The sequence below is a fragment of the Streptomyces sp. NPDC048352 genome, assembly GCF_040651895.1.
Taxonomy (GTDB): Bacteria; Actinomycetota; Actinomycetes; order Streptomycetales; family Streptomycetaceae; genus Streptomyces.
Genome location: NZ_JBEZKZ010000045.1, coordinates 1 through 26,073 on the forward strand (window position 1 = coordinate 1; position 26,073 = coordinate 26,073).

The following is a 26,073-nucleotide window of genomic DNA, read 5'->3' on the forward strand; positions in this document are numbered from 1 at the left end:
AGACCGCCGCGTCCCGGGCCGTCCGCGCGAGCGTCCGCCGCCCGGCCGGGCCGGTCCGCCCCGGGCGGGGCGCCGCTGGGGCGGTGGCCGTCATCCGTGCCAGGACCGCCACAGGGCCGCGTAGGCCCCGTCCGCCGCCACCAGCTCCTCGTGCGAACCCAGCTCGCTGATCCGCCCGGCCTCGACCACCGCGATCACGTCCGCGTCGTGCGCCGTGTGCAGCCGGTGCGCGATCGCGATGACCGTCCGGCCCTCCAGCACCCGCGCCAGCGAACGCTCCAGATGCCGGGCCGCCCGCGGATCCAGCAGCGAGGTCGCCTCGTCCAGCACCAGCGTGTGCGGATCCGCCAGCACCAGCCGGGCCAGCGCGACCTGCTGCGCCTGCGCCGGGGTCAGCGCGCTCCCGCCCGAACCGACCTCGGTGTCCAGGCCCGACTCCAGGGCCCGCGCCCACCCGTCCGCGTCCACCGCGCCCAGCGCCGCCCACAGCTCGGCGTCCGCAGCATCCGTCCGGGCCAGGCGCAGGTTGTCCCGCAGGCTGCCGACGAACACGTGGTGCTCCTGGTTGACCAGCGCCACGTGCTCGCGGACCCGCTCGGCGGGCATCCGCGACAGCCGGGCCCCACCGAGGGTGACCTCACCGGTCCGGGGCGCGTAGATGCCCGCCAGCAGCCGGCCCAGCGTGGACTTGCCCGCTCCCGAAGGGCCCACCAGCGCCATCCGGGTACCGGGCGGCACGGACAGCGACACCCGGTGCAGGACGTCCACGCCCTCCCGGTAGCCGAAGCGCACCTCCCGCGCCCGCACGTCACGCCCCTGCGGGGCGAGCGCCCGGTCACCCGCGTCCGGCTCGATCTCCCGCACCCCCACCAGCCGCGCCAGCGACACCTGCGCGATCTGCAACTCGTCGTACCAGCGCAGGATCAGCCCGATCGGGTCGATCATCATCTGCGCCAGCAGCGCCCCCGTGATCAGCCGGCCCACCGACATCCAGCCCCGCAGCACGAAGTAGCCGCCGATCATCAGCACCGCGCCGAGGATGGTGACGAAGGTGACGTTCACGACGGAGAACAGGACCGTCCGCAGGAACAGCGTGTACCGCTCCCAGGCCGTCCACTCCACGATCCGCCGCTCCGACAGCTCGGTCCGGCGCCCGCCCAGGCGGTGCGCCTCGACCGTGCGGCCCGCGTCGACCGTCTCGGTCAGCGCCGCTGCCACCGCCGCGTACCCGGCCGCCTCCGAACGGTAGGCCGAGGGCGCCCGCCGGAAGTACCAGCGGCACCCGGCGACCAGCACGGGCAGCGCCACCAGCGCGGCCAGCGCCAGCGGCGGCGCGGTGACCGCGAGCGCGCCGAAGAGCAGCCCCGCCCACACCACGCCGATCGTCAGCTGCGGCACGGCCTCGCGCATGGCGTTGCCCAGCCGGTCGATGTCGGTGGTGATCCGCGACAGCAGGTCACCGGTGCCGGCCCGCTCCAGGACCCCCGGCGGCAGGCCGACCGAGCGCACGAGGAAGTCCTCGCGCAGGTCGGCCAGCATCTCCTCGCCGAGCATCGCCCCGCGCAGCCGCACCAGCCGCACGAAGCAGGTCTGCGCGGCCACCGCCAGCGCGAACAGCAGCGTCACCCGCCCCAGGTGCACCTCGGGCACCCCCGACGCGAGGTCGTCCACGACCCGCCCCAGCAGGTAGGGGCCGACCATGGAGGCGACCACCGCGACGGCGTTGACCGCCACGAGCACCACGAAGGCGCGCCGCTGCCGCCGCAGCAGCCCGCGCACGTAGCCCCGTACGGTCGCCGACGTGCCCACGGGCAGGGTCGCGGCCGTCTCGGGGGCCGCCGGATCGTAGTGCGGCGGAGCGACGCCGATCATGCGGATTCCTCGATTCCTGTGAGTTCCTCTGCCGGCCCGGCCGTGCCGGGGTCGGCCGCACCCTGTTCCTCTTCCGTCTCCCGGGTGACGACCGCCCGGTAGCGCGGGTCGCCGTGCAGCAGCTCCCGGTGGGTGCCCGACGCCAGCGCCCGGCCCTCGTGGACCAGGACGACCCGGTCCGCGCGGTCCAGCAGCAACGGCGAGGAAGCCAGCACCACCGTGGTGCGCCCGGCGCGCAGGGCGGCGATGCCGTCCGCGATCCGCGCCTCGGTGTGCGAGTCCACCGCGGACGTCGGCTCGTCCAGCACCAGCACCTCGGGATCGGTGACCAGCGACCTGGCCAGCGCGAGCCGCTGGCGCTGCCCGCCCGACAGGGACCGGCCGCGCTCGGTGATCCGCGCGTCCATCGCGTCGTCCACCCCCTCGGGAGCCGACTCCAGCAGCGCCGCGAGGACGTCCCCGCACTGCGCCGCGGCCAGCGCGTCCCCGGCCGCGACCGCCCCCGAAGCCGGTACGTCGAGCAGCTCGCGCAGCGTCCCGGACAGCAGCACAGGATCCTTGTCCTGTACGAGGACCAGCGCACGCGCCGCGTCCAGCGCGAGTTCGTCCAGCGCGACCCCGCCGAGCAGCGCCGAGGGCGCCCCGGCTCCGGTGTGCACCGGGTGCCCGCCCAGGCGCTCCGCGAGCCGCCCCGCTAGGTCCGGGTCCCCGCACACGACCGCGGTGAACCGCCCGGCCGGAGCCAGCAGCCCCGTCGCCGGGTCGTACAGGTCCCCGCCCGGCGCCGGAACGGCCGCGTGCCCGGCGGCGGGAACAGCGGCCCCGTCCTGCGTACGCGTCAGCGACAGCACCCGGGCGGCCCGCGCGGCGGAGGGCCGCGAGAAGGAGTACGCCATCGCGATCTCCTGGAAGAGGCCCAGGGGGTAGAGCATGGTGGCCACCGCGCTGAAGGCCGCCACGAGTTCGCCGACCGCCAGCCGGCCGTCCCGGACGAGCAGCGCGCCGTACCAGACGACGGCCACCATCAGCGCGCCCGGCAGCAGCACCTGGACCGCCGCGATCAGGGCCCACATCCGGGCGCTGCGCACGGCGGCCTCGCGGACCTCCTGCGAGGCCTCGCGGTAGCGGCCCAGGAACAGCTCCTCACCTCCGATGCCGCGCAGGACCCGCAGCCCCGCGACCGTGTCGGAGGCCAGCTCGGTGGCCTTGCCGGCCTTGTCGCGCTGGAGGTCCGCGCGCCGGGTGGCGCGCGGCAGCAGCGGCAGCACCGACAGGGCCAGCACCGGCACGCCCGCCGCGACGACCACCCCGATGGAAGGCGCGTAGAACAGCAGGCCCACGCAGATGGCGCCGACCGCGAAGGCGGCGGCGAGGAAGCGGGAGACCGCCTCCACGAACCATCCGATCTTCTCCACGTCGCCCGTCGAAACCGCCGTCACTTCTCCCGCCGCGACCCGGCGGGTCAGCGCGGAGCCCAGCTCGGCGGTCTTGCGGGCGAGCAGCTGCTGCACCCGCGCGGCGGCGGTGATCCAGTTGGTGACGGCGGTGCGGTGGAGCATGGCGTCACCCACCGCCATGGCCGCGCCGACGAGCAGGAGCAGCCCGCCCGCCGACAGCAGCCCCGCGCCGTCGCGGTCCACGACGGCCTCGACGCCCTGGCCCACCACGTACGGAAGTCCGGCGACCCCGCAGAAGTGCAGGAGCCCCCAGGCCAGGCTGCGGGCCTGACCGCCGAGCTGCCCCCTGCCCAGCCACCAGAGGAAACGGGGGCCGGAGCGGGCGTCGGGTACCCCGGGGTCCGGATAGGGAAGATCGCTGATCTGCATGACGCCCCATGACTGGTCGAGGACTGCGACCCGCGCAAGGTTCGTCTTCCCGACCCGGCCCCGGCAATCGAATTTCCGGCCCGGGGGCGTGCGCGCGGCGCGTGTTCCGGCGCACGCGCCCCTGGCTGCCTCCTCCTGCCCCGGCGCGCGCTCAGGGCCGCGTCGCCCGCTCCAGTTCGATCAGCACCGAGTGGTAGCCGCGCCCGGTGGCCCGGTCCATGCCCACCTCGCACATCCGGTTCGAGGACAGGTGTGCGTCGAACGGGCGTGCCGTCACCTCCGCGGCCTCCCGCGCCGTCGCCGACGCCGTCAGCTCCGGGTGCAGCATCCCCCGGTCGCCCGCGAACGCGCAGCAGCCCGCCTCGTCCGGAACCACCACCTCCCCGGCGCAGGCCTCGGCCACCGCGCGCAGCTGCGCCTCGTCGCCCAGGTGGCGCGTTGCGCAGGTCGGGTGCAGCACCGCCGAGCCGGCCGTGCGCCGAACCTCCAGGTGCGGTAGCAGTTCCTCCGCCGCCCAGACGACGGAGTCGAGGATCCGCAGCCCGGCGTGCAGGGCGCGGTTGTCCCGCGTCAGGTACGGGACGACCTCCCGCGCGAGCCCCAGGGCGCAGGACGAGGCGTCGACCACCAGCGGGAGCCGGCCCCCGGCCGTCCACCCCCAGGCGGCCTCGACGACCCGGTTGGCCATCAGCCGGTTGCCGGCCTCGTAGCCCTTGGAGTGCCAGATCGTCGCACAGCAGGTGCCGGCCACGTCATGCGGGATCCACACCGGCTTCCCGGCCCGTTCCGACACGGCCACCACCGCCTCCGGCAGCGACGGCAGCAGGCCCCCGGGGCCGCCGAAGATGCGGTTCACGCAGGCCGGGTAGTACACGGCGGCCGCGCCCGCCCGCCCGGTCACCGGCAGCCGGCGCGCCGCGGCCCCGGGAAGCTGCGGCAGCCACTGGGGCACCAGGCCGGGGCGCAGGGCCCTGCGCGCGGCTGCCGTCGCGGCGCCCGGCACCCGGTCCCCGAGCAGGCCGGTGATCTTCTCGGACGCGGCCACGGCCAGCCGGGCGGCGGCCTCGACGGTACGGAACCGCCGGGCGGCCAGTTCGGCGGCCCGCTCCCCGCGCGGGCCGTGCCGGCGGTGGCGGAAATCCCTCATCAGCGCACCGGTGTCGATCCCGACGGGACAGGCGAGCTTGCAGGTGGAGTCGGACGCGCAGGTGTCGACGGCATCGTAGCCGTAGGCGTCGAGCAGCCCGGCGAGCACGGGGGAGCCCGGCGGTTGCCGCGTCATCTCGCGCCGCAGGACGATCCGCTGGCGCGGAGTGGTCGTCAGGTCGCCGCTCGGGCAGGTCGGTTCGCAGAACCCGCACTCGATGCACGGGTCGGCCACTGCCTCCACCCGCGGGATCGTCTTCAGGCCCCGCAGATGGGCCCGCGGGTCGCGGTCGAGGAGGACGCGCGGGGCGAGGACCGCGTCCGGGTCGACGATCCGCTTGGTGCGCCACATGAGTTCGGCCGCCTTCGACCCCCACTCCAGTTCCAGGAAGGGGGCCATGTTGCGGCCGGTCGAGTGCTCGGCCTTCAGGGAGCCGTCGAACCGTTCCACCGTGAGGTGGCAGAAGGCGTCCATGAAGGCCGCGTACCGCGCCACGTCGGCCGGCTCGGACGCGTCGAAGGCGAGCAGGAAGTGCAGGTTGCCGTGGGCGGCGTGCCCGGCGACGGCCGCGTCGAAACCGTGCTCCGCCTGGAGCGCGAGCAGGGCCTCGCACGCTTCGGCCAGCCGGGAGGGCGGCACGGCGAAGTCCTCGGTGATCAGCGTGGTGCCCGGGGGACGGGCCCCGCCGACGGCGGTGACGAAGGCCTTGCGCGCCTTCCAGTAGCCGGCGATGGCGGCCGGATCACCGGTGAAGGCGTTGGTGACGGACGGAACCGGCGCGACCAGTTCCAGCGCGGGCAGCACCGCGGCCGCACGCCGCTCGCACGCGGCGCGCCCCGCCGCGTCCGGCGCCCGGAACTCCACCAGCAGCGCCGCCGTCTCCTTCGGCAGCTCCGCCCAGTCGCCGGGCACGCCCGCGACCCTGACCGAGGCGCGCAGGGTGTTGCCGTCCATCAGCTCGACGGCGACGGCGCCGGCCTCGTTGAACAGCGGTACGGCGGCGGCCGCGGCCGGCAGGGAGGGGAAGAAGAGCAGCGCGCTGGTGAGCTCGCGGTCCAGGGGGAGGGTGTCGAGGACGACCTCGGCGATGAAGCCGAGCGTGCCCTCCGAGCCGACCATCAGGCCGCGCAGGATCTCGACGGGGGTGGTGCCGTCCAGGTACGCGTCGAGGCGGTACCCGGTGGTGTTCTTGATCTCGTATTTGGCGCGGATCCGGGCGACGAGGGCCGGGTCCGCCTCGATCTCCCCCTTGATCTCCATCAGCCTGCGGCAGAGGGCCGGTTCGGCGCGCGCCAGCTCCTCGTCGGCGAGCGGGTCGGCGGTGTCCACGACGGTGCCGGTCGGCAGGACCAGGGTCAGCGAGGACAGGGTGCGGTAGGAGTTCCTCGTGGTCCCCGCGGTCATGCCGGAGGAGTTGTTCGCGACGACCCCGCCCAGGGTGCAGGCGACGGCGCTGGCCGGATCGGGCCCCAGGATCCGGCCGTGCCGGGCCAGGGCGGCATTGGCCCGGAACACGGTGGTGCCGGGCCGGATCCGGGCCCGGCGGCCGCCGTCCAGGACCTCGATCCCGGCCCAGTGGCGGCGTACGTCGACCAGGATGTCCTCGCCCTGCGCCTGCCCGTTCAGCGAGGTCCCGGCGGCGCGGAAGACGACCTCGCGCTGCCGGCCGTGGGCGTAGGAGAGGACCGCGGAGATGTCGTCGAGGTCCTCGGCGACGACCACGACCTGCGGCACGAACCGGTAGGGCGAGGCGTCGGAGGCGTAGCGGACCAGGTCGGAGACCTTCCACAGCACCTTCTCGGCGCCGAGCAGTTCGGTCAGCTCGGCGCGCAGGGCCGGCGGGGTCCCGGCGGCCAGCCGGTCGGGGACCCGGTCGGGGGCGGGGGCGCGCAGGCCGTGCGGGCGCAGGGCCCCGGGCTTCGGTCCGTGCAGCGGCATGAGCAGCCCCTTGTGTCTCGCGGTCCGGCGCGGCGGCGCCGGCGTCCGCCCGCCCGTCTCAGCAGCGGCGCTCCGCGGGAAAGTCCGCCAGCGCGTTCAGCAGCCCGCCGAGCACCTCGCGCTGCCCGGCGGTCAACGGAGCCAGGATCTCCTCCGCCGCGTCGGTTCGCGCGTTGCGCAGACGGCGCAGCGTGGCGCGGCCGGTTTCGGTGAGCTCGATCCGGATGACGCGCCGGTTCGCCGGGTCGGGCACGCGGCGTACGCAGTCGGCGGCCTCGAGCCCGTCCACGAGGGTGGTCACGGCGCGCGGCACGACCTCGAGCCGCGTGGCCAGATCGGCCATTCGGGGCGGCTGGTCACCGCCGTAGTGCGAGACGAGGCGCAGCAGCCGCCCCTGGGCGGGGGTGATTCCGAGCGGCTCCATGTGGCGCTTCTGGATGCGGTGGAGCCGGCGCGTGAGGCGCAGCAGCTGCTCGGCGAGGACGCCGTCGGTGGAATCGCGGGTGTCGGTCTCGGAACCGGTGCTCATACTGGGAACAGTACCAGGACCGGATTCATTGTGAGCATAGGTAACAATGAGCTATGCTCAGCGGAGTCCCGTCAGAAGGAGGCCCATGCGCCACGACGAACCGAAGTGGACACCATCGAACGAAGCACTCGACCCCACCCTCCCGGCCCCGGCGGACCGCCCGCGCGAACTGCGCCGCATCCTCGGCCTGTTCCGCCCCTACCGCGGCCGGCTCGCCGTCGTCGGAGCGCTGGTCGGGGCGTCCTCGCTGGTCGGCGTGGCCTCGCCGTTCCTGCTCAAGGAGATCCTGGACGTCGCGATCCCCCAGGGCCGCACCGGGCTGCTCAGCCTGCTCGCGCTCGGCATGATCCTCACGGCGGTCGTGACCAGCGTCTTCGGCGTCCTCCAGACGCTGATCTCCACCACGGTCGGCCAGCGCGTCATGCACGACCTGCGCACCGCCGTCTACGCCCAGCTCCAGCGGATGCCCCTGGCCTTCTTCACCCGCACCCGCACCGGCGAGGTGCAGTCCCGCATAGCGAACGACATCGGCGGCATGCAGGCCACGGTCACCTCGACCGCGACCTCGCTCGTGTCGAACCTGACCGCCGTGATCGCCTCCGTCGTCGCGATGCTCGCGCTCGACTGGCGGCTGACCGTCGTCTCCCTCCTGCTGCTGCCCGTGTTCGTGTGGATCAGCCGGCGGGTCGGCCGCGAGCGCAAGAAGATCACCACGCAGCGGCAGAAGCAGATGGCCGCCATGGCGGCGACCGTCACCGAGTCCCTCTCGGTCAGCGGGATCCTGCTCGGCCGCACCATGGGCCGCTCGCAGTCCCTCACCGCCGCGTTCTCCGAGGAGTCCGAGAAGCTCGTCGGCCTGGAAGTGCGCTCCAGCATGGCCGGGCGCTGGCGGATGTCCACCATCGGCATCGTCATGGCCGCCATGCCCGCGCTGATCTACTGGGCCGCGGGCATAACCCTGCAGACCGGTGCCCCTTCGCTCTCCGTCGGCACCCTCGTCGCCTTCGTCACCCTCCAGCAGGGCCTGTTCCGGCCCGCCGTGAGCCTGCTGTCGACCGGCGTGCAGATACAGACCTCCCTCGCGCTGTTCGCCCGCATCTTCGAGTACCTCGACCTGCCGGTCGACATCACCGAGCGGGACGAGCCCGTGCGGCTGGACCGCGCGAAGGGCGAGGTCCGCCTGGAGGACGTGCACTTCGCCTACGAGGCCGAGGCCGGCCCCACCCTCACCGGCATCGACATCACCGTCCCGGCCGGCGGCTCCCTGGCCGTGGTCGGCCCGACCGGCTCCGGCAAGAGCACGCTCAGCTATCTGGTGCCGAGGCTCTACGACGTGACCGGCGGACGGGTCACCCTCGACGGGGTGGACGTACGCGATCTGGACTTCGACTCGCTGGCCCGCTCCATAGGCGTGGTCTCGCAGGAGACCTACCTCTTCCACGCCTCGGTCGCCGACAACCTGCGCTTCGCCAAGCCGGACGCCACCGACGAGGAACTCGTCGCGGCGGCCCGCGCGGCACAGATCCACGACCACATCGCATCCCTGCCCGACGGCTACGACACCCTGGTCGGGGAGCGCGGCTACCGCTTCTCGGGCGGCGAGAAGCAGCGGCTCGCCATCGCGCGCACGGTCCTGCGGGATCCGCCGGTGCTCATCCTCGACGAGGCGACCAGCGCCCTCGACACCCGTACCGAGCACGCCGTGCAGCGGGCCATAGACAACCTCTCGAGGGGCCGCACCACCATCACCATCGCCCACCGCCTCTCCACCATCCGCGACGCCGACCAGATCGTGGTCCTGGACGCCGGCCGCATCGCCGAGCGGGGGACGCACGAGGAACTGCTGGGAGCCGGCGGCCGCTACGCCGCACTCGTCCGCCGGGACCGCGATGCCGCGCAGGCAGTGCCGGCCGGGGAACGGGGAGACTCCGCCGCAGGGCCGGGTGAGCCCGGCAGGGGAGGCGCGGGGGAGCCCGTGCCGACACCGGTGAACGTGTGATCGTACGGCCGCGCCGGACTGCGACACCGGGAAGGTGGTCCCCGAAGCCGGCCGGTAGGGGTGATCAGGCCGCCGGTACCGCCCGGCCCCGGGCCAGCAGGCGGCGGACCTCGCGGACCGCGGCGGCGCCCGCCCGGTTCGCGCCGATGGTGGAGGCCGACGGGCCGTAGCCGACCAGGTGGACGCGCTCGTCGCGCACCGCTCTGGTGCCCTCGACCCGGATCCCGCCGCCCGGCTCGCGCAACCGCAGCGGCGCCAGGTGGTCGACGGCCGGCCGGAAGCCGGTGGCCCACAGGATGACGTCCGCGTCCTCGCTCCGCCCGTCCGCCCACGCCACCCCGGACGGGGTGATCCGTTCGAAGACGGGCCGCCGCGCCAGTACCCCCGCGTCCAGCCCCGCCCGCACGGCGTCGGTCAGGGCCAGCCCGGTCACGCTGACCACGCTCTGCGGCGGCAGGCCCCGCCGGACCCGCTCCTCCACCAGCGCCACCGCCGCCCGGCCCTCCGCCTCGCCGAAGCCCCCTTCGCGGAACACGGGCGGCCTGCGGGTGACCCAGGTGGTCCGGGCCGCCACCTCGGAGATCTCCAGCAGGTGCTGCACCGCCGAGGTGCCGCCGCCCACCACGACCACCCGGGCCCCGGCGAACTCCCCCGGCCCGGGGTAGTTCGCGGTGTGCAGCTGGCGGCCCCGGAACAGCTCCTGGCCCGGGTAGCGCGGCCAGAACGGGCGGTCCCAGGTACCGGTGGCGTTGACCAGCGCCCGCGCCGACCAGCTGCCGGACGCGGACTCCACCAGCAGCCGCCCGCCGGCGCCCCCGCCGTCGTCGCGCACGGCGGTGACGTCCACGGGGCGGCGTACGCGCAGGCCGAAGCGCTCCTCGTACGCCGCGAAGTACTCCCCGATCACCTCGGACGACGGCCGCAGCGGATCGGCGCCGGTCAGCTCCATGCCGGGCAGCGCGTGCATCCCGTGCACCCTGCCGTAGGTCAGCGAGGGCCAGCGGAACTGCCAGGCCCCGCCCGGCCGGGGCGAATGGTCCAGCACCAGGTGGTCGATCCCGGCCCGGGCCAGGTGGTAGGCGCTGGACAGGCCCGCCTGCCCGGCGCCGACGACCACCACGTCCACGTCCGCGGCGTCCCTCAGCATGTCGTTCACGGTTCTACTAACTTGCGGGGTGCGCGAGATCTTCCCGGGTGGCGTCTCCGACGCCGGCCCTCAGGCCGTGGTCCGGCACAGGTCGTGCAGGCGCTCCAGGCCGAGGCGGCTCTCCTCGTCCAGCGGGACGAACGTCGTCAGCCGTGCGCCCGACGCCGGACCCAGCCACAGGCTGGTGTGTTCCAGGCGCAGCAGCCCCACATGGGCGTTGCGGATGTACTTGGTGTTGCCGCCCGCCCCCACCACCTCGTGCCGGGCCCAGATCTCCCGGAACTCCGGCGAGGCCGCCTCCAGCCGGGCCAGCAGGGTCTTCCAGGCGGGCTCCGCCAGGTGCCCGGCCATGGAGGCCCGGAACTTGGCCGCCAGCAGCCTGTTCACACCCGGCACGTCCACCAGGGAGGCCCGCCATTCCGCGTTGGTGAACGCCAGCCACACGCAGTTGCGGTCCTCGGGGGGCAGCGCGTCCAGGTCGCACAGCAGCCGCCCGTACGTGCTGTTGTAGGCGCGGATGTCGTACCGGCTGTTCTGCACGCACGCCGGGATCGGGTCGAGCTGGTCGAGCATGGCCCGCAGGGCCGGGGTCACGCTCGGGCAGGGGGTGTTCGGCGCCGGATCGGAGCTGCCCGCCAGCGCGAACAGGTGCGCGCGCTCGCTGGAGTCCAGCAGCAGGGCCCGCGCCAGCGCGTCCAGCACCTGCGGGGACACCTGGATCTCGCGGGCCTGCTCCAGCCAGGTGTACCAGGTGACACCGACGGCGGAGAGCTGCGCGACCTCCTCGCGGCGCAGCCCGGGGGTGCGCCGGCGCCGGCCCCGGACCAGCCCGACCTGCTCGGGTGTGATCCGCTCGCGGCGGCTGCGCAGGAAGTCGGCGAGCTCGTGGCGGCGCAGGTCGCTCTCCGGGGCAACGGTGGTCATGGCACCAGGGTGCCGCACCGCTCATCCCGTTGCCAGGTACTCCTGGTACCAGGATGAGGAGACTCTGGTACCAGGCTGAGCGGCGGTGGATCGTCTCCTGCGTGAGCGAAACAACCGTACGCACGACCCACCCGTCCCCGTCCGTTCCCACGGCCCCGACCGCCCCGGCCACCGCCGCGTCCGCGGTCGCGGGGCCCGCCGTCCTCACGCCGCTCGGGCTGTTCACCGTCCTGCTGGGCGCCGCCCTCCCCCTCATCGACTTCTTCATCGTCAACGTGGCGCTGCCCGCCATCGACGCCGACCTCGCCGCCGGTCCGGCCATGCTGGAACTGGTCGTCGGCGGCTACGGGGTCGCGTATTCGGTGCTGCTGGTGCTGGGCGGGCGGATCGGTGACACGGTCGGCCGGCGGCGCCTCTTCGTCATCGGGATGGCCGCCTTCGGGCTGACCTCCCTGGCCTGCGGGCTGGCGCCCACCGCCTGGACCCTGGTCGGGGCGCGGGTGGCGCAGGGCGCCGCGGCGGCGCTGATGCTGCCGCAGGTGCTGGCCACCATCCAGGCCACCACCCAGGGCCCGCGCCGCGCCCGCGCGATGAGCCTCTACGGGGCCACCGCCGGCCTGTCCATGGTCGCCGGGCAGATCCTGGGCGGGGTGCTGGTCGCCGCCGACGTGGCCGGGTCCGGCTGGCGCTCGGTGTTCCTCGTCAACGTGCCCGTGGTGGTGGCCGGGCTGGTGCTCGCCGTCCGGGCCGTCCCGGAGACCCGCTCGGACCGTCCGGCGTCGGTGGACGTCCCCGGGACGCTGCTGCTCGGCCTCACCCTGGTGTCCCTGCTGCTGCCGCTGACCGAGGGGCGGGCGGCCGGCTGGCCGCTGTGGACCTGGGTGGCGCTGGCCGTGTCGCCCTTCGCTGCCCTGGCCTTCTACCTGACGGAGCGCCGCGCCGACCGGCTGGGGCGCACCCCGCTGGTGCCGCCGAGCCTGCTGCGGCTGGTGTCCCTGCGCCGCGGGCTGGTGATGATGCTGCCGTTCTCGATGGGCTTCAGCGGTTTCATGTTCGTGGTCGCCGTCGCCCTCCAGCAGGGCCTGCGCATGGGCCCGGTGGCCGCGGGGCTCGCGCTGGTGCCGATGGCCCTGGCCTTCTTCGGCGCCTCGCTCGCGGGACCCCGGCTGGTCGGCAGGTTCGGCAGCCGGGTCGTCACCGCCGGCGGGCTGATCCAGGGCCTCGGCATCGCCCTGGTGCTGGCGGCCGTCTGGTACGGCTGGCCGGACCTCGGTCTCGCCGGACTGGCTCCGGGGGTCGCGGTCGCGGGCCTCGGCCAGGGCCTCCAGCTGCCGGTGCTGATGCGGATGATGCTCTCCGACGTCCCGGCGGACCGGGCCGGGGTGGGCAGCGGGGTCATGGTCACCACCCAGCAGTCCTCGCTGGCCCTGGGTGTGGCGACCGTGGGCACCCTCTTCCTCGCGCTGGCCGACTCGCTCGGGATGCGCGCCGCCCTCGCGGTGACCCTGCTCGTCCAGCTCGCCCTGATCGCCCTGACGGTGGCCCTCAGCCTGCGCCTGCCGCGCGTGATGCGCTGAGGGCGGGCCCGCCGCCTGCGCGTCCGGACGGGTGCCTTCAGGCGGGGGTGGCCGGGCGGGTGAACAGCCAGTCCTCGGCCGCGTCCGCGCTGAACTCCCGATGGCCGCCCGCGAACAGCAGCCCGGCCGCGGCGAAGGCGGGGTCGCCCGCGGTGCCGGCCACGTACGGGACCGCCACGCACCGCATCCCGGCGGCGTGCGCGGCCAGCGCCCCCGGCGCCGCGTCCTCGACGACCACGCAGTCGCCGGGCGGGGCGCCGAGCCGGCGGGCCGCCTCCAGGAACACGTCGGGGGCGGGCTTGCCCCGCCCGACCTCCTCGGCGGAGACCGCGGTGGGCAGCAGCGCGGCCAGCCCGGTGCCCTCCAGTACGGCGTCGATCGCCTCCCGCGAGGAGCCGGAGGCCACCGCCATCGGAACCCCCCGCCCGTGCAGCCGCTCCACGAACGCCCGCATCTGCGGGAAGGTCCGCGTGCGGGTCCGGGCCAGCTCCAGGTAGGCGGCGTTCTGCTCCGCCAGCAGCTGCTCCACCGGGGCCCGCAGGCCGTAGCGGTCCTTGAGGACCTCCAGCGTCTCCAGGGTGCCGATTCCGATGAAGCGGGAGTGCTGCTCCCACGTGAAGTCGGGGACGCCGTGGCGCTCCAGGGTGCGGCGCCCCGACTCGTAGTAGTTCGGCTCGCTGTCCACGAGGGTGCCGTCGAGATCGAATATGACGGAGATCATCCGCTCTGCCCGTCCTGCCGGTGGTCTGCCTGTATCGGCCATCGTGTCAGGGTTTGCGGGCCGCCCGCCCCACGGACTCCACCAGCGGCAGCAGCCGGTGCGCGACCCGCTCGCGCAGGGCGACCTCCGTCCGGGTGCGGACCACGCCCGGAAGCCGGATCAGCTGCTGGATCACGTCCTCCAGATGGCCCGCGTCCCGGGCCACCACCCGGGTCAGCAGGTCCCCGCCGCCCGTGATCGAGAAGGCCTCGACGATCTCGGGAACCGTCGCCAGCGCCTCCCCGACCTCGTCCAGACGCCCCTGCGTGACCTCGATGTGCACGAAGGCGAGCACCGGATGCCCCAGAGCGGCGGGGGAGAGCACCGGACCGCTGCCGGTGATCACCCCGATGCGCTCCAGCCGGTCCAGCCGGGCCTGGAGGGTGCCGCGGGCCACACCGAGGATCCGGGCGTACTCGCGGACGCTCGTGCGCGGCTGCTCGATCAGCAGGCGCAGGATCCGGGTGTCGAGCTCGTCCACCGCCATGCCAGGACTGTACCAATGGCCCGGATCGTCCCGCTCCGGCGAAGCCGCATCCGATCACGCCCCGGTGCCGAAGAACAGGGGGACAGCCGCCGCCCACAGCCCCGACACGGAGCCGAGAGCCATGAACACCGCCGTGGTCCTGTACACCTCCGACCTGCGCCTGCACGACCATCCGCCGCTGCGCGCGGCCCTCTCCTCCTGCGACCGGGTCGTCCCGCTGTTCGTCCGGGACCGGGCCATCGAGGCATCCGGCTTCGCGGCGCCCAACCGGCTGGCCTTCCTCGCCGACTGCCTCGCCGACCTCGACGCCGGGCTGCGCGAACGCGGCGGCCGCCTCGTGCTGCGCTCCGGGGACGCCGTCGCCGAGGTCTGCGCCCTGGTGCTGGAGGCCGACGCCGACGAGGTGCACATGGCCGCCGGGGTCAGCGGTTACGCCCATGCCCGCGAGGAACGGCTGCGAGAGGCCCTGGAAGCGCAGGGGCGCCGGCTGTACACGCACGACACGGTCGTCACGGCGGTGGCCCCGGGGGCGGTACTGCCCACCGGTTCGGGTGCCGACCACTTCTCCGTGTTCACCCCGTACCTGCGGCGCTGGACGGAGCTGCACCAGCGGCCGGTGACCGCCGCCCCGCGCGCCGTCCGCGTACCCGAGGGCATCGGCTCCGAGGAGCTGCCCCGCCGCGACGCCGTCGGCGCGACCTCCCCGGGTCTCGCGCGCGGCGGCGAACGCGAGGCCCGGCGGCTGCTGGCCTCCTGGCTGCGCTCCGGAGTCACCCGCTACGAGGACACCCACGACGACCTCGCCGCCGACGCCACCTCCCGGCTCTCCCCACACCTGCACTTCGGCACCCTGTCGGCCACCGAGGCCGTCCACCGCTGCCGCGCCGCGGGAGGCCCCGGAGCCGAGGCCTTCGTCCGCCAGCTGTGCTGGCGCGACTTCCACCACCAGGTCCTCGCCGCCCGGCCCGGTGCCGCGCGTGAGGACTACCGGCCGCGCCTCGACCACTGGCGCACCGGCCCCGCCGCGCAGGCGGAGATCCGCGCCTGGAAGGAAGGCCGCACCGGCTATCCCGTGGTCGACGCCGCCATGCGCCAGCTGCGCCAGGAGGGCTGGATGCCGGGCCGCGCCCGCCTGCTGGCCGCGAGCTTCCTCACCAAGAGCCTCTACGTGGACTGGCGCGTCGGCGCCCGGCACTTCCTCGAGCTCCTCGTGGACGGCGATCTGGCCAACAACCAGCTCAACTGGCAGTGGGCTGCGGGCACCGGCACCGACACCCGCCCCAACCGGGTCCTCAACCCCGTCCGCCAGGGCCTGCGCTACGACCCCGAGGGCCGCTACGTCCACCGCTGGGTGCCCGAGCTGGCCGGCCTGCCCGCGCCCCGGGTCCACGAGCCCTGGCGGCTGCCCGAGACCGAACGGGCGCGCTACGACTACCCGCCGCCGGTGGTGGACCTCGCCGACGCCCTCGGCCGCCTCCGTCAGGCGCGGCCCGGGGCGGCACCGGGCGGCGTACCGTAGGCCGGTGGACCCCGAACCCGCCCTGAGCACCGGCGCCGTCGCCCGCCGCCTCGGGGTCTCCCCGACCACGCTGCGCTCCTGGGAGCGCCGCTACGCCATCGGCCCCGCCCACCGCGAGGACGGCCGGCACCGCCGCTGGACGCCCCGGGACATCGCCCGCCTGGAGGAGATGTGCCGGCTCACCGCGCGGGGCGTGCCCCCGTCCGAGGCGGCGCGGGCCGCGCTCGGCGCAGCACCCGCCGCCCGCGCGGCGGGGAGGGCGGCGGCCGGGGCACCGGGCGGGCCCGGTGCCCTCCCCCTCGGGGAGGCGCGGCCGGAGGGCCGGGGGCTCGCGCGGGCCGCCGTACGACTGGACGCGCCGGCCGTGGCCGAACTGCTGGAGGCGGCCCTGGCGGAACACGGCCTGGTCGCGGCCTGGGAGGAGGTCATCGCGCCGACCCTGCACGCCGTCGGCCGCAAATGGGCCTCGGCGGGGGAGCGCTACATCGAGGTGGAGCACCTGCTGTCGTGGCAGGTCTCCGCGGCCCTCCACCGGATCGTCCCCGCGCCGGAGCGGGCGCGGGTGCCCCCGGTGCTCCTCGCGTGCGCGCCAGGGGAACTGCACAGCCTGCCGGTCGAGGCCCTGGCCGCCGCCCTGGGGGAACGGGGCGTGCCGGTACGGATGTTCGGTGCCGCCCTGCCCGCCGGGGCGCTGTGTGACGCGGTACGGCGTACGGGTCCCCGTGCCGCCGTGCTCTGGTCGCAGTCCCGCACCACCGCGGACCGGGCCCTGGCCCGCTCGGTCGCCGGCATCGAATGGGGGCTGCGCGGCGCCCGCGGCCACTCGGCGCTGCTGCTGGCCGGCCCCGGCTGGGGCCCGGAGGCCCAGGGGCCGCGGACCGGGCGGCTGTTCGGACTGCGGTCCGGCCTCGGCGTCATCGCGGAACTGGTGGCCGCAGCGGATCCAGCGACCGCCGCAGCGCGCACAGGGCCCGCCGCATATGGCTCTTGACGGTGCCCAACGGGAGCCCGGTGCGCTCCGCGATCTGGCTCTGGCTCAGGTCCGCGTAGAAGGCCAGGCACAGGACCCGCCGCTGTGCCACGGGGAGCCGGGCCAGCTCCCCGAGGACCAGCACCCGGTCCAGGGCGTGCTCCGCGGGTGCCTGCACCCCGGCCGGCCGTCCGCCGGCGCCCAGCGCGGTGGCCCGTGCCACGCGGGCCTGCCTGCCGCGGGCCTCCAGCGCGTCGGCGACCTTGTGGCGGGTGATGCCGGTCAGCCACGCCCCCATCCCGCCGGGCCCCGGACGGTACCCGGCCCGGCCCCGCCAGGCGGCGAGGAACACCTGCTGGGTGACGTCCTCGGCCTCCCGCGCGTCGCCCAGGGCGCGCCGGGCGAGGCCCTGCACCAGTGGCCGCCACCGTAGGTAGACGGCCTCCGCGCACCCCTCGTCACCGGCGGCGAACCCGGACTCCAGGGCGCGGTCGGGAGCGGCTTCCTGCGGAGCAGCGGTGTCCATGCCACGAGCCTCCCGACCCGGCTGCCCTACGGCCACTTGCACCGTTTCCGCATCGATTCCTGCCGGGCCGGACCCGCGCCTCAGCCGGTCCCGGCGTGCAGCGGCTGCTGCCGTCGGCCCGCCAGCGAGACCCCCAGCACCACCACGGCCGCCGGCAGCAGCAGCCAGTTCCCCCGCGCACCCCGCCCGCACCAGCAGGCCCCCCGTCACCCCGCCGGTGAACATCGCCCCGATCGCCCACGCGCGCCGCCCCCAGACCCCCGTGCCGTACCCGAACGCAATGTCGTGGCCCAGCGCCGAGCCGCCGAGGAAGGCCGTCATCGACCGGGTGACCAGCGTGGTCGGCGCCCCCGGCAGGTTGACCCGCATGCTGGAGACGTTGCGGAACCCCATCGCCACCGCCAGGACGGCCGCCGTCACCAGATGCCGCGCGGCCGGGTTCCCGTACCGGGGTGCCAAGCCCCACCCGGCGCAGGCGGCCGCCAGGATCAGCGCCGCCTCCACCGCCAGGCCCATCACGAACCAGTGCCGCCCCCGGGCCTCCGCCGCCCCCTCCAGCCGGGCCGCGCACACCGCTCCGGCCGCGAAGGACACCAGCGACACCCCCGGCGCCAGCGCGGGCAGACCCCCCTGGTGGGCCGTGCCGAAGGCCAGGAACAGCACGTTGCCCGTCTGCATGGCGGTGAACACCGGCCCCAGCGCCAGCAGGCTCACGGCCTCGATCAGCCCGGTCACCCAGGTCAGCACCAGCAGCAGGACGGTCAGCCGCCCGCGCCCACCCACGTCCATGAGGCCCGACAGTGACACGCCCGCCGGGCTCCAGCGGCACGACATGCCGGGCACCAGCCCACCGCCGTAGGGTCCGGACCATGAGTGATCTGCTGCTGGTGAGGCACGGCGAGACGGCGTGGAGCGCGGGCGGGCGCCACACGGGGCTGACCGACGTGCCGCTGACCGCCCGGGGCGTCGAGGAGGCCCTCTCACTGGCCCCCTACTTCCGCGACCGCAAGCCCGCCCTGGTGCTGACCAGCCCGCTGAGCCGGGCCGTCGCCACGGCCCAACTCGCGGGACTGACCGACGGGGTACCCGAACCCGGTCTCCACGAATGGGACTACGGTGGCTACGAGGGCGTCACCACCGCCGAGATCCAGCGGACCCGGCCCGACTGGTCGCTGTGGACCGACGGGGTGCCGGCGGGCGACGCGGACCACCCCGGCGAGGACGCCGCCCAGGTCGGCGCCCGCGCGGACCGGGTCCTCGCCCGCGTCCACGAGACGCTGCGCGCCGGCCGGGGCGACGTCGTGCTCGTCGCCCACGGCCACTTCCTGCGCGTGCTGACGGCCCGCTACCTCGGTCTGCCCCCGCAGGAGGGCCGGCTCTTCCTCCTGCTCACCGGCACCGTCAGCGTGCTGTCCACCGAGCACGGGCTCCCGGTCGTGGCGGGCTGGAACACCCGCCCCTGACCCCGTACCCGGCGCCACTCTCACCCCGCGGCGGGCCCCGGGGGCGGGTCGGGCAGGGCCAGGCACAGCGCGTCCAGCGCCGCCGCGAACGCGTGGTCGGGCGGGGTGCCGTAGCCGAGCACCAGCCCGTCCCGCGGGGCCATGGCGCTGTCCGGGTGCAGGTACGGCCGCAGCCCGTCCAGGGCCAGGCCCGCCCGCCGTGCCGCGCGCAGGGCGGCCTCCTCGGTGCCCGGCGGCAGCTCCAGCACCGCGTGCAGCCCCGCCGCCACACCGCTGACCCGCACGTGCGGCGCCCCCGCCGCGAGCCGCGCCGCCAGCAGGTCCCGCCGGCGCCGGTACACCTGCCGCACGCGGCGCAGGTGGCGGTCGTACCCGCCCGAGGAGACGAACTCGGCCAGGGTGAGCTGGTCCGTCACCCCCGACCACATCTCGCGGGGCCCCTTCGCGGCCAGGACCTCGTCCACGAGCCGGCCCGGCAGCACCATCCAGCCCAGGCGCAGCGCCGGCGACAGGCTCTTGCTGACGGAGCCGACGTAGACGATCCGCTCCGGGTCGAGGCCCTGGACGGCGCCGACCGGCTGGCGGTCGTAGCGGAACTCCCCGTCGTAGTCGTCCTCGACCACCACCCCGCCCGTGGCCCGCGCCCAGTCCACCACCGCCGCCCGCCGGTCCGGGTGCAGCGGCCCGCCGGTCGGGAACTGGTGCGCGGGCGTGAGCAGCACGGCCCGCGCCCCGGTGCCCGCGAGCTCCCCGACCCGGGCGCCCCGGCCGTCGACGGTGAGCGGCACCGTCGCCGTCCCGGCCCGCTCCAGGACCTCCCGGTGGAAGGGCAGCCCGTACGACTCGACGGCGAACGGGCCCGGCAGGACCCCGCCAAGCAGTTCCAGCGCGTGGGCGAAGCCGGAGCACACGACGATCCGGTCCGGCGCGGTCCGTACGCCCCGCGCCCGCGCCAGGTACTCCGTCAGGGCGCGGCGGAGCTCGATCCGGCCGCGCGGGTCGCCCACCCCGAAGGCATCGTGCGGGGCGGCGGCCAGGGCCCGGCGGGCCGCGCTCAGCCAGGCCGTACGGGGGAAGGCGGAGGCGTCCGGTGAGCTGGGCAGCAGATCGTGCACGGTACGCCGCCGCGTGGGCCGCGCCGGTCCGCGCGGGCCCTCGCCCTCCAGCGGGACGGCCCGCTCCGCGACCCGGGTGCCCGACCCCTGACGCGCCGACAGCCAGCCCTCCTCCACCAGCTCGGCGTAGGCGTCCGCGACGGTGTTGCGGGCGATCCCGAGGTCGGCGGCGAGCGTCCGGTAGGGCGGCAGCCGGGTCCCCGGCGCCAGCCGGCCCGAATGGACCGCCTCCCGCAGGGCGCGCATCAGCCGGCCGCGCAGACTGCCCGGGCCGCTCAGGTCCAGATGCAGATCGCTGCCCGCGTCGGAAGCGGGCGCCGCCGAGGAATTGACCCATGATCCCTGCATGGAAATGAACCCTACGCCCGGTCGATCACCCCCGTAGGTTCCTCACATGACAACGTTCCAGGTTCCCGAACGCATGAACTTCTCCGCCGTCGTCCCGCACGTCTTCAAGGCCGTCCTCGCCCTCGACGCCGCCGCCCGCAAGGGCCTGGACCCGGTCCTGCTGGAACTGGTCCAGATCCGCGCCTCGCAGATCAACCGGTGCGCCTACTGCATCGACTACCACACCGGCGACGCCCGCAAGGGCGGCGAGTCCGAGGAGCGGATGCACCAGCTCTCCGCCTGGCACGATTCGAGCCTGTTCACCGAGAAGGAGCGCGCCGCGCTCGCCCTGACCGAGGAGGTCACCCTCCTGCCGGGCGGCGTCTCCGACGCCGTCTACGACGAGGCCGCCCGGCACTTCGGCGAGGAGGAGCTGGCCCAGCTGATCGCCCTCGTCTTCACCGTGAACACGTGGAACCGGATGAACGTCACCACCCGCAAGACCCCCGGCACCGAGTAACCCGGCCCGCCGCGCCCGCCTCGCGCGCCGCCGCCGGGTGCGTGACGATGCGTACATGAACGACGGCGACCGCGCCGAGGCGGGCAGCACCACTCCGGACGCCGGTCCCGAGGAGGGCCTCAAGGCCAACGCGATCGGCTTCCTCGACGCGCTCGTCATCGGCCTGAACTCCACCTCGCCCGCCTACTCCCTGGCCGCCGTCATCGGCCCGATCGTGGCCCTGGCCGGTCTCTACGCGCCCGGCGTGATGCTGGCCTCGTTCGTGCCCATGCTGCTCATCGCCGCCGCGTTCTACTACCTCAACAAGGTCGACCAGGACTGCGGAACCACCTTCTCCTGGGTGACGCGGGCCATGGGCCCCTGGGCGGGGTGGCTCGGCGGCTGGGCCATCACCATGACCGGCGTGCTCGTCATCGGCTCCCTCGCCGACGTGGCCGTCCACTTCGGCCTGCTCGCCGCGGGCCTCGACGGCTGGGCCGCGAACCAGGTGGTCCGCCAGACGCTCACGGTCGTGGTCATCCTCGCCATGACCGCCGTCTGCGTCATCGGCACGGAACTGTCCGCCCACCTCCAGGACGTCCTGATCCTCGCCCAGGTCTTCTTCCTCCTCGTCTTCGCCGTCGTGGCCATCTACCGCGTGTACGCCGGCACCAGCACCCTCGACGGGATCGAACCCTCCGTCGGCTGGCTCAACCCCTTCGGCGCGGGCGGCTCCGCCCTCACCGGCGGACTGCTGCTCGGCGTGTTCATCTACTGGGGCTGGGAGTCGGCAGTGAACCTCACGGAGGAGGTCGAGGACTCCGCCAGCGCGCCCGGCAAGGCGGGCATCTGGTCCACCGTCGTGCTGCTCGTGACCTACCTGTCCGTCGGCTTCGCCGTCGTCGGCTACGCCGGGACGAAGTTCCTCGCCGAGAACGCCGGCGAGGAGGAAGCCGTCTTCGCGGTCCTCGCGCACGAGGTGATGGGCGGCTGGGACTGGGTGGTGCTCCTCGCCGTCTGCACCTCCGCCCTCGCCTCCACCCAGACGACGATCATCCCGGCCTCCCGCACCGCCCTGTCCATGGCCCGCCGGCACGCGCTGCCGCCGCGCCTCGCGCACATCCACCCCCGCTTCCGCACTCCGGAGGTGAGCACCTGGTGGGTGGCCGGCATCGCCATCGCCTGGTACCTCGTCGTCAACCAGATCAGCGAGAACGCCCTCCTCGACTCCCTCACCGCGCTCTCCCTGCTCATCGCCTTCTACTACGCGCTCACCGGCGTGGCCTGCGCCGTCTACTACCGCCGCCATCTCCTGGAGAACCTGCACAACCTGCTGCTCATCGGCGTGGGCCCGCTGCTCGGCGCCGGCCTGCTGAGCTGGCTGCTGGTGGAGTCCGTCATCGACATGTCCGACCCGGGCAACTCCGCCGGCGGGGTCTCCTGGTTCGGACTCGGCCCCCCGCTGGTCATCGGCATCGGCATCGCGGCCCTCGGCGTGCTCCTCATGTGCTTCTGGCGGGTCCGCGACGGAAGGTTCTGGCAGGAACGCCGGGGCGTGGTAGACCCGGCCCTCGTACGCGGCCGCAAGAGCTAGGAGGTCCGGATGTCCGTGGTCCTCGGGTACGACGAGTCCCCCGGCGCCGAGCGGGCGCTGCGGGTGGCGCTGGAGGTGGCCACCGCCTTCGGGGAACCGCTGATCCTCGTCTACGGGGCCGCCGCGCCCGGACCCACGGGGGAGGAGTACCGCGCCCACCGGGAGGCCGTCCTCCAGGCCGGCCGCACCGCCCTCGCCCGGGCCGTCGACGCCGCCGACGAGGCGGGGGTCCCCTCGGCGGTCGAGGTGGTGGACGACAAGCCCGCCCAGGCCCTGCTCGCCGCCGCCGAACGCCACCACGCGCGGGTCATCATCGTGGGCAGCTGGGGTGACAGCCCGATCCGGGGCGCCCTGCTCGGCTCCACCCCGCACAAGCTCCTGCACCTCTCGCGGGTCCCCGTCCTGTGCGTGCCGACCGAAAACACCCCCTGACTCCCGCCGCCCCCGGCCCCCCACAGCCGGGCGAGCGCGCCCCGGGCGTCGCGGTACACCGGCCGAGCAGCCCCCGGCGGACGCGGTCCCGCCCTCGGTGAGGACCGCGTACGCCGTGAGGCGGGGCGAAGCCATCTCGTCCCGCACCCTTCCATCGTCGGCGCCGCGGCCCCCGCCCGCACGGCGGCGGGCGGGCGCGTCCGTACCGCTCCCGCCCGGAACGGCGGTCGCCGCCCGGCCCGGTCCGTTGGCCTTCCAGTGGCCGGAAAGGACGCCTCCCGACTGGGCCAACGGCCCAACGTGACGTACCTCGCTTGAGCCATTGCCCCCGCAGATGCTTATCTGTGTCATATCCATGTACTTTCGGCGCCGCGCAGCGCCGGACGGCAACGACGCCGGTCCGGAGCGCGGTGCCTTCGCCGTGCGCGACCGCCGCCCACCACCCCCGGGCGGGCGCCGGGCCGGCGTGCAGCATCGCGAGGGGGGCGGCACACCGCCGTGAAGAGGATGTTCGTGGCTCCGGACCCGGGGCGCACCAGACTGCGGAACTCGCTCCGCGCGGTGATCGGCACCGGACTCGCCGTCGCCGTCGCCGAACTGGCGGGACTCTCGCTCACCGCCTCCATCACCGGCGGACTCGCGGCGCTGCTCGCGCTCTTCACCGTCCTGGACGCTGACGTCCGCGCCCAGCGGGCGACCACGGCCCTGCTGCCCGCCGCCGGCTTCCCCGTCCTGGCGCTGGCCACCGGACTGCACGGGATCCCGGCCGCCCGCGACGCGGCCTTCCTCGCCGTCGTCTTCGCCGGGGTGTACGCACGCCGCTGGGGGCCGCGCGGGCACGCCCTCGGCATCTTCGGCTTCATGATGTTCTTCGTCACCCAGTTCCTGCACGCCGTGCCCGCCCAGCTGCCCGAGCTGTTCGCCGCCGTCGGCCTCGCGCTGCTGTCGGCCGGGACGGTGCGGTTCCTGCTGTGGCCCATCGAGCGCCGCACCCCGCCCGCCCCCGCGCCGCCGCAGCTGCCCGGCACCGGCCTGGCCCGGCCCACCACCCGCCAGGCCTTCCAGGCGACCGCCGCCTGCGCCTTCGCCCTCGCCATCGGCCAGGTGCTGTCCGAGGACCGCTGGTACTGGGCCGTCGGCACCGCCTGGTGGATCTTCGTCAACACCGCCTCGCGCGGGGAGACCCTGGTCCGCGGCTTCCGCCGGGTCCTGGGCACCGTCCTCGGCATCGCCGCCGGGCTGCTGATCGCCGTACCGCTGCACGGAGCGCCCGCGCCCACCGCGGCCCTCGTCGCCGTCTGCGTCTTCGGCATCTTCTACACGGCGGCCCCCTCCTACTCCTGGATGATGTTCTTCGTCACCGTCATGGCCGGGCTGCTCTACGGGCTCCTCGGCGTGCTGCACCCCGGGCTGCTGCTCCTGCGCTTCGAGGAGACGGCGGTCGGCGCGCTCGGCGCCGCCCTCGCCGTGGTGCTGATCCTCCCCGTGACCACCCACGGCGCCAACGACGCCTGGATCCAGCGCGTCCTGCACTGCGTACGGGCCGCGACCGCCGCCTCCCTCGACCGCCTCGCCGGAGACCCCGGGGCCGACCCCGCCCCGCACGCCGCCGAACTGGAACTCCTGCTGGGCCGCGCGCGGATCGCCCTCGCGCCGCTCGTCCACCCGCTGAGCCCGCTGCGCGCCCGCAAGGCCCGGGCCCGGCAGGTCATGGCGCTGCTCGACGACTGCGCCCGCCAGGTGCGCGGGCTCGCGGCCGTCGCCGCCGACCCGCAGGCCTCCCACGACGCCCGGCTCGCCGCCGCCTGCTGGAGGGTGGAGGCGGCCGTCGAGGCGCTGACCGCCCCCGGGGAGGCCCCGGAGCCCGCCGCGCCGCACACCCCGCCCCAGCTCCCGGGCGCCGAACCCGCCCTGGCCCACCTGCACGGCCTGGAGCAGGCCCTCGTCGCCCTGGCCACCCCGCTGCGCACGGACCCGAGGTCCCCGCTGGTGATCACCGCCTGATCCCGCGCGGGCGGCCCCGCCGCCGGCCCGGCCTCAACCCCCGGGAATGCCGCGGATGGTACGCCCGTGCGGGCTCTCACCGCAGGCCGATGCGTCAAGATCACTCGGAGGAGTGTTCCGGGCGCTCCAGCGGCTCCGGGTTGACCTGCCCCGTGTACAACGGGTGAGCGCTCATTGCACATTCATCCGGCACGTACAGGGTGGATCTGGTCGGACAGGGGGTAACGGCCCGGGATGGAAATCCAGCAGAAGCACGCGAGCACCGCTCAGGTGGGTGAGGAAGCCGAGGAGTTCGTCCGGCTCTTCCACCGCGAGAACCCGCAGGCCGGTGATCCGCGGCCGCGGCTCGCCGCCGTGCGGGCCGAGCTGGCGGAGACCGGCACCTACCGCCACACGCCGCAGGAGCTGGCCCACGGGGCCCGCGTGGCCTGGCGCAACAGCAACCGCTGCATAGGCCGGCTCTACTGGAACTCGCTGCGGGTCCGCGACCGGCGCGGGCTGACCGCGGGCGAGGACATCGCGGCCGAGTGCTTCGAGCACCTGCGCGAGGCGACCAACGGCGGACGGATCCGGCCCACCATCACGGTCTTCGCCCCCGACGCGCCCGGCCGGCCGGGCCCGCTGATCTGGAGCGAGCAGCTGGTGCGCTACGCCGGCTACGGGGACCACCACTCCATAACGGTGGGCGACGCCCGCAACGCGCCGCTCACCGAGGCCCTGCTCGGCCTGGGCTGGCCGGGCGGGGCGGGTACCCCCTTCGACCTGCTGCCGCTGGTCGTGCAGGGCGTCGACGACAAGCCCCGCTGGTTCGAGACCCCCGCCGACGCCGTGCTGGAGGTCCCCATCCGGCACCCCGACGGGCGCGACGACTGGAGCGACTGGGGCCTGCGCTGGCACGCGGTGCCCGCCATCTCCAACATGTGCCTGGAGATCGGCGGCCTCCACTACCCGGCCGCGCCCTTCAACGGCTGGTACATGGGCACCGAGATCGGCGCCCGCAACCTCGCCGACACCGACCGCTACAACCTCCTGCCGGCCGTCGCCCGCAGACTCGGCCTGGACACCTCCAGCGACCGCTCGCTGTGGAAGGACCGGGCACTGGTGGAGCTCAACCGGGCGGTGCTGGACTCCTTCGACCGCGCCGGGGTCACCATCGCCGACCACCACACCGAGTCCCGCCGGTTCCTCTCGCACCTGGAGCGCGAAGAGCGCAAGGGCCGCGAGGTGGGCGCGGACTGGTCCTGGATCGTCCCCCCGATCTCGGGGTCCGCCACCCCGGTCTTCCACCGCACCTACGACGACCGTCCGAGCTCCACGGCCTACGTCCACCACGACGGCGCGCGGGAACGCGCCGAGGGACGGGACTTGGTCTAGACCTTCTGTTACGGTCGCCCCGACGGAGCGCAACGGCGGAAGGG

General features: G+C 74.9%; 20 protein-coding genes. 10 read left to right on the plus strand and 10 right to left on the minus strand.

Going from position 1 to position 26,073, the window contains the following annotated elements:
* Nucleotides 1-90: 90 nt before the first annotated feature.
* From AB0D45_RS22330 to AB0D45_RS22345, 4 genes are all read right to left on the minus strand, one after another.
* Complete coding sequence (locus AB0D45_RS22330; protein WP_362461702.1) at nucleotides 91-1,872, minus strand: ABC transporter ATP-binding protein; 1,782 nt, start codon at nucleotides 1,870-1,872, stop codon at nucleotides 91-93.
* Nucleotides 1,869-3,698: an ABC transporter ATP-binding protein gene (locus AB0D45_RS22335; protein WP_362461705.1), complete on the minus strand. Its 1,830-nt coding sequence runs from the start codon at nucleotides 3,696-3,698 to the stop codon at nucleotides 1,869-1,871. Before AB0D45_RS22335 ends, AB0D45_RS22330 begins: the two co-directional genes overlap by 4 nt.
* A 151-nt stretch (nucleotides 3,699-3,849) precedes the next feature.
* Nucleotides 3,850-6,783 (minus strand): FAD-binding and (Fe-S)-binding domain-containing protein, encoded by a 2,934-nt coding sequence (locus tag AB0D45_RS22340; protein WP_362461708.1) that lies wholly within the window; start codon nucleotides 6,781-6,783, stop codon nucleotides 3,850-3,852.
* Nucleotides 6,784-6,841: 58 nt separating this feature from the next.
* Nucleotides 6,842-7,312 (minus strand): MarR family transcriptional regulator, encoded by a 471-nt coding sequence (locus AB0D45_RS22345; protein ID WP_362461712.1) that lies wholly within the window; start codon nucleotides 7,310-7,312, stop codon nucleotides 6,842-6,844.
* A gap of 85 nt (nucleotides 7,313-7,397) precedes the next feature.
* Here AB0D45_RS22345 and AB0D45_RS22350 point away from each other — a divergent pair, with 85 nt between their 5' ends.
* Nucleotides 7,398-9,311, plus strand: a complete 1,914-nt coding sequence (locus AB0D45_RS22350; RefSeq protein ID WP_362461715.1) for an ABC transporter ATP-binding protein — start codon at nucleotides 7,398-7,400, stop codon at nucleotides 9,309-9,311.
* A 64-nt stretch (nucleotides 9,312-9,375) separates the two neighbouring features.
* Here AB0D45_RS22350 and AB0D45_RS22355 read toward each other — a convergent pair whose 3' ends face one another.
* Together AB0D45_RS22355 and AB0D45_RS22360 are read right to left on the minus strand one after the other, a co-directional pair.
* A complete protein-coding gene (locus AB0D45_RS22355) occupies nucleotides 9,376-10,467 on the minus strand; it encodes an FAD-dependent oxidoreductase (protein ID WP_362461718.1) in 1,092 nt (363 codons plus the stop codon).
* Between the two features lie 60 nt (nucleotides 10,468-10,527).
* On the minus strand, nucleotides 10,528-11,382 hold the full coding sequence (locus AB0D45_RS22360) for a helix-turn-helix domain-containing protein (protein ID WP_361606783.1): 855 nt from the start codon (nucleotides 11,380-11,382) through the stop codon (nucleotides 10,528-10,530).
* A 53-nt stretch (nucleotides 11,383-11,435) separates the two neighbouring features.
* Between AB0D45_RS22360 and AB0D45_RS22365 the strand changes: the two genes are divergently transcribed.
* Nucleotides 11,436-12,959 carry an MFS transporter gene (locus AB0D45_RS22365; RefSeq protein WP_362461721.1) on the plus strand — a complete coding sequence of 508 codons (1,524 nt, stop codon included), beginning with the start codon at nucleotides 11,436-11,438 and terminating at the stop codon, nucleotides 12,957-12,959.
* Nucleotides 12,960-12,996: 37 nt separating this feature from the next.
* Here the strand turns inward: AB0D45_RS22365 and AB0D45_RS22370 are convergent, their stop codons facing one another.
* Together AB0D45_RS22370 and AB0D45_RS22375 are read right to left on the minus strand one after the other, a co-directional pair.
* Nucleotides 12,997-13,680 (minus strand): HAD family phosphatase, encoded by a 684-nt coding sequence (locus tag AB0D45_RS22370; RefSeq protein ID WP_362461724.1) that lies wholly within the window; start codon nucleotides 13,678-13,680, stop codon nucleotides 12,997-12,999.
* A gap of 46 nt (nucleotides 13,681-13,726) precedes the next feature.
* Nucleotides 13,727-14,206, minus strand: a complete 480-nt coding sequence (locus AB0D45_RS22375; RefSeq protein ID WP_362461726.1) for an Lrp/AsnC family transcriptional regulator — start codon at nucleotides 14,204-14,206, stop codon at nucleotides 13,727-13,729.
* Between the two features lie 121 nt (nucleotides 14,207-14,327).
* On the opposite strand from AB0D45_RS22375, the gene AB0D45_RS22380 reads away from it, so the two are divergent.
* Both AB0D45_RS22380 and AB0D45_RS22385 read left to right on the plus strand, forming a co-directional pair.
* Nucleotides 14,328-15,725, plus strand: coding sequence for a deoxyribodipyrimidine photo-lyase (locus AB0D45_RS22380; protein ID WP_362461729.1), 1,398 nt, complete (start codon nucleotides 14,328-14,330; stop codon nucleotides 15,723-15,725).
* 4 nt (nucleotides 15,726-15,729) lie between these two features.
* Nucleotides 15,730-16,716, plus strand: coding sequence for a MerR family transcriptional regulator (locus tag AB0D45_RS22385; RefSeq protein WP_362461732.1), 987 nt, complete (start codon nucleotides 15,730-15,732; stop codon nucleotides 16,714-16,716).
* Here AB0D45_RS22385 and AB0D45_RS22390 read toward each other — a convergent pair.
* On the minus strand, nucleotides 16,640-18,010 hold the full coding sequence (locus AB0D45_RS22390; RefSeq protein ID WP_362461735.1) for a sigma-70 family RNA polymerase sigma factor: 1,371 nt from the start codon (nucleotides 18,008-18,010) through the stop codon (nucleotides 16,640-16,642). The genes AB0D45_RS22385 and AB0D45_RS22390 overlap by 77 nt on opposite strands.
* Nucleotides 18,011-18,090: 80 nt before the next feature.
* Here AB0D45_RS22390 and AB0D45_RS22395 point away from each other — a divergent pair, with 80 nt between their 5' ends.
* Nucleotides 18,091-18,684, plus strand: coding sequence for a histidine phosphatase family protein (locus tag AB0D45_RS22395; RefSeq protein ID WP_362461738.1), 594 nt, complete (start codon nucleotides 18,091-18,093; stop codon nucleotides 18,682-18,684).
* A gap of 20 nt (nucleotides 18,685-18,704) precedes the next feature.
* On the opposite strand, the gene AB0D45_RS22400 is transcribed toward AB0D45_RS22395, so the two are convergent.
* Complete coding sequence (locus tag AB0D45_RS22400; protein ID WP_362461741.1) at nucleotides 18,705-20,147, minus strand: PLP-dependent aminotransferase family protein; 1,443 nt, start codon at nucleotides 20,145-20,147, stop codon at nucleotides 18,705-18,707.
* Nucleotides 20,148-20,193: 46 nt separating this feature from the next.
* On the opposite strand from AB0D45_RS22400, the gene AB0D45_RS22405 reads away from it, so the two are divergent.
* The 5 genes from AB0D45_RS22405 (at nucleotide 20,194) to AB0D45_RS22425 (ending at nucleotide 26,029) form a co-directional block, all read left to right on the plus strand.
* Nucleotides 20,194-20,646: a carboxymuconolactone decarboxylase family protein gene (locus AB0D45_RS22405; RefSeq protein WP_362461743.1), complete on the plus strand. Its 453-nt coding sequence runs from the start codon at nucleotides 20,194-20,196 to the stop codon at nucleotides 20,644-20,646.
* 55 nt (nucleotides 20,647-20,701) lie between these two features.
* Nucleotides 20,702-22,219 (plus strand): APC family permease, encoded by a 1,518-nt coding sequence (locus AB0D45_RS22410; RefSeq protein ID WP_362461746.1) that lies wholly within the window; start codon nucleotides 20,702-20,704, stop codon nucleotides 22,217-22,219.
* Between the two features lie 9 nt (nucleotides 22,220-22,228).
* Nucleotides 22,229-22,651: a universal stress protein gene (locus AB0D45_RS22415; protein WP_362461749.1), complete on the plus strand. Its 423-nt coding sequence runs from the start codon at nucleotides 22,229-22,231 to the stop codon at nucleotides 22,649-22,651.
* 507 nt (nucleotides 22,652-23,158) lie between these two features.
* The gene (locus AB0D45_RS22420) at nucleotides 23,159-24,655 is read left to right on the plus strand and encodes an FUSC family protein (protein ID WP_362461823.1); all 1,497 of its coding nucleotides are present in this window, start codon (nucleotides 23,159-23,161) and stop codon (nucleotides 24,653-24,655) included.
* Between the two features lie 234 nt (nucleotides 24,656-24,889).
* Complete coding sequence (locus tag AB0D45_RS22425) at nucleotides 24,890-26,029, plus strand: nitric oxide synthase oxygenase (RefSeq protein ID WP_361604576.1); 1,140 nt, start codon at nucleotides 24,890-24,892, stop codon at nucleotides 26,027-26,029.
* Nucleotides 26,030-26,073: the final 44 nt, after the last annotated feature.

Coding starts and splice junctions, on each gene's coding strand:
- AB0D45_RS22330 (WP_362461702.1), bottom strand. CDS start 1,872: ATGATCGGCGTCGCTCCGCCGCACTACGATCCGGCGGCCCCCGAGACG.
- AB0D45_RS22335 (WP_362461705.1), bottom strand. CDS start 3,698: ATGCAGATCAGCGATCTTCCCTATCCGGACCCCGGGGTACCCGACGCC.
- AB0D45_RS22340 (WP_362461708.1), bottom strand. CDS start 6,783: ATGCCGCTGCACGGACCGAAGCCCGGGGCCCTGCGCCCGCACGGCCTG.
- AB0D45_RS22345 (WP_362461712.1), bottom strand. CDS start 7,312: ATGAGCACCGGTTCCGAGACCGACACCCGCGATTCCACCGACGGCGTC.
- AB0D45_RS22350 (WP_362461715.1), top strand. CDS start 7,398: ATGCGCCACGACGAACCGAAGTGGACACCATCGAACGAAGCACTCGAC.
- AB0D45_RS22360 (WP_361606783.1), bottom strand. CDS start 11,382: ATGACCACCGTTGCCCCGGAGAGCGACCTGCGCCGCCACGAGCTCGCC.
- AB0D45_RS22365 (WP_362461721.1), top strand. CDS start 11,436: ATGAGGAGACTCTGGTACCAGGCTGAGCGGCGGTGGATCGTCTCCTGC.
- AB0D45_RS22370 (WP_362461724.1), bottom strand. CDS start 13,680: ATGATCTCCGTCATATTCGATCTCGACGGCACCCTCGTGGACAGCGAG.
- AB0D45_RS22375 (WP_362461726.1), bottom strand. CDS start 14,206: ATGGCGGTGGACGAGCTCGACACCCGGATCCTGCGCCTGCTGATCGAG.
- AB0D45_RS22380 (WP_362461729.1), top strand. CDS start 14,328: ATGAACACCGCCGTGGTCCTGTACACCTCCGACCTGCGCCTGCACGAC.
- AB0D45_RS22390 (WP_362461735.1), bottom strand. CDS start 18,010: ATGGACGTGGGTGGGCGCGGGCGGCTGACCGTCCTGCTGCTGGTGCTG.
- AB0D45_RS22395 (WP_362461738.1), top strand. CDS start 18,091: ATGAGTGATCTGCTGCTGGTGAGGCACGGCGAGACGGCGTGGAGCGCG.
- AB0D45_RS22400 (WP_362461741.1), bottom strand. CDS start 20,147: ATGCAGGGATCATGGGTCAATTCCTCGGCGGCGCCCGCTTCCGACGCG.
- AB0D45_RS22405 (WP_362461743.1), top strand. CDS start 20,194: ATGACAACGTTCCAGGTTCCCGAACGCATGAACTTCTCCGCCGTCGTC.
- AB0D45_RS22410 (WP_362461746.1), top strand. CDS start 20,702: ATGAACGACGGCGACCGCGCCGAGGCGGGCAGCACCACTCCGGACGCC.
- AB0D45_RS22415 (WP_362461749.1), top strand. CDS start 22,229: ATGTCCGTGGTCCTCGGGTACGACGAGTCCCCCGGCGCCGAGCGGGCG.
- AB0D45_RS22420 (WP_362461823.1), top strand. CDS start 23,159: ATGTTCGTGGCTCCGGACCCGGGGCGCACCAGACTGCGGAACTCGCTC.
- AB0D45_RS22425 (WP_361604576.1), top strand. CDS start 24,890: ATGGAAATCCAGCAGAAGCACGCGAGCACCGCTCAGGTGGGTGAGGAA.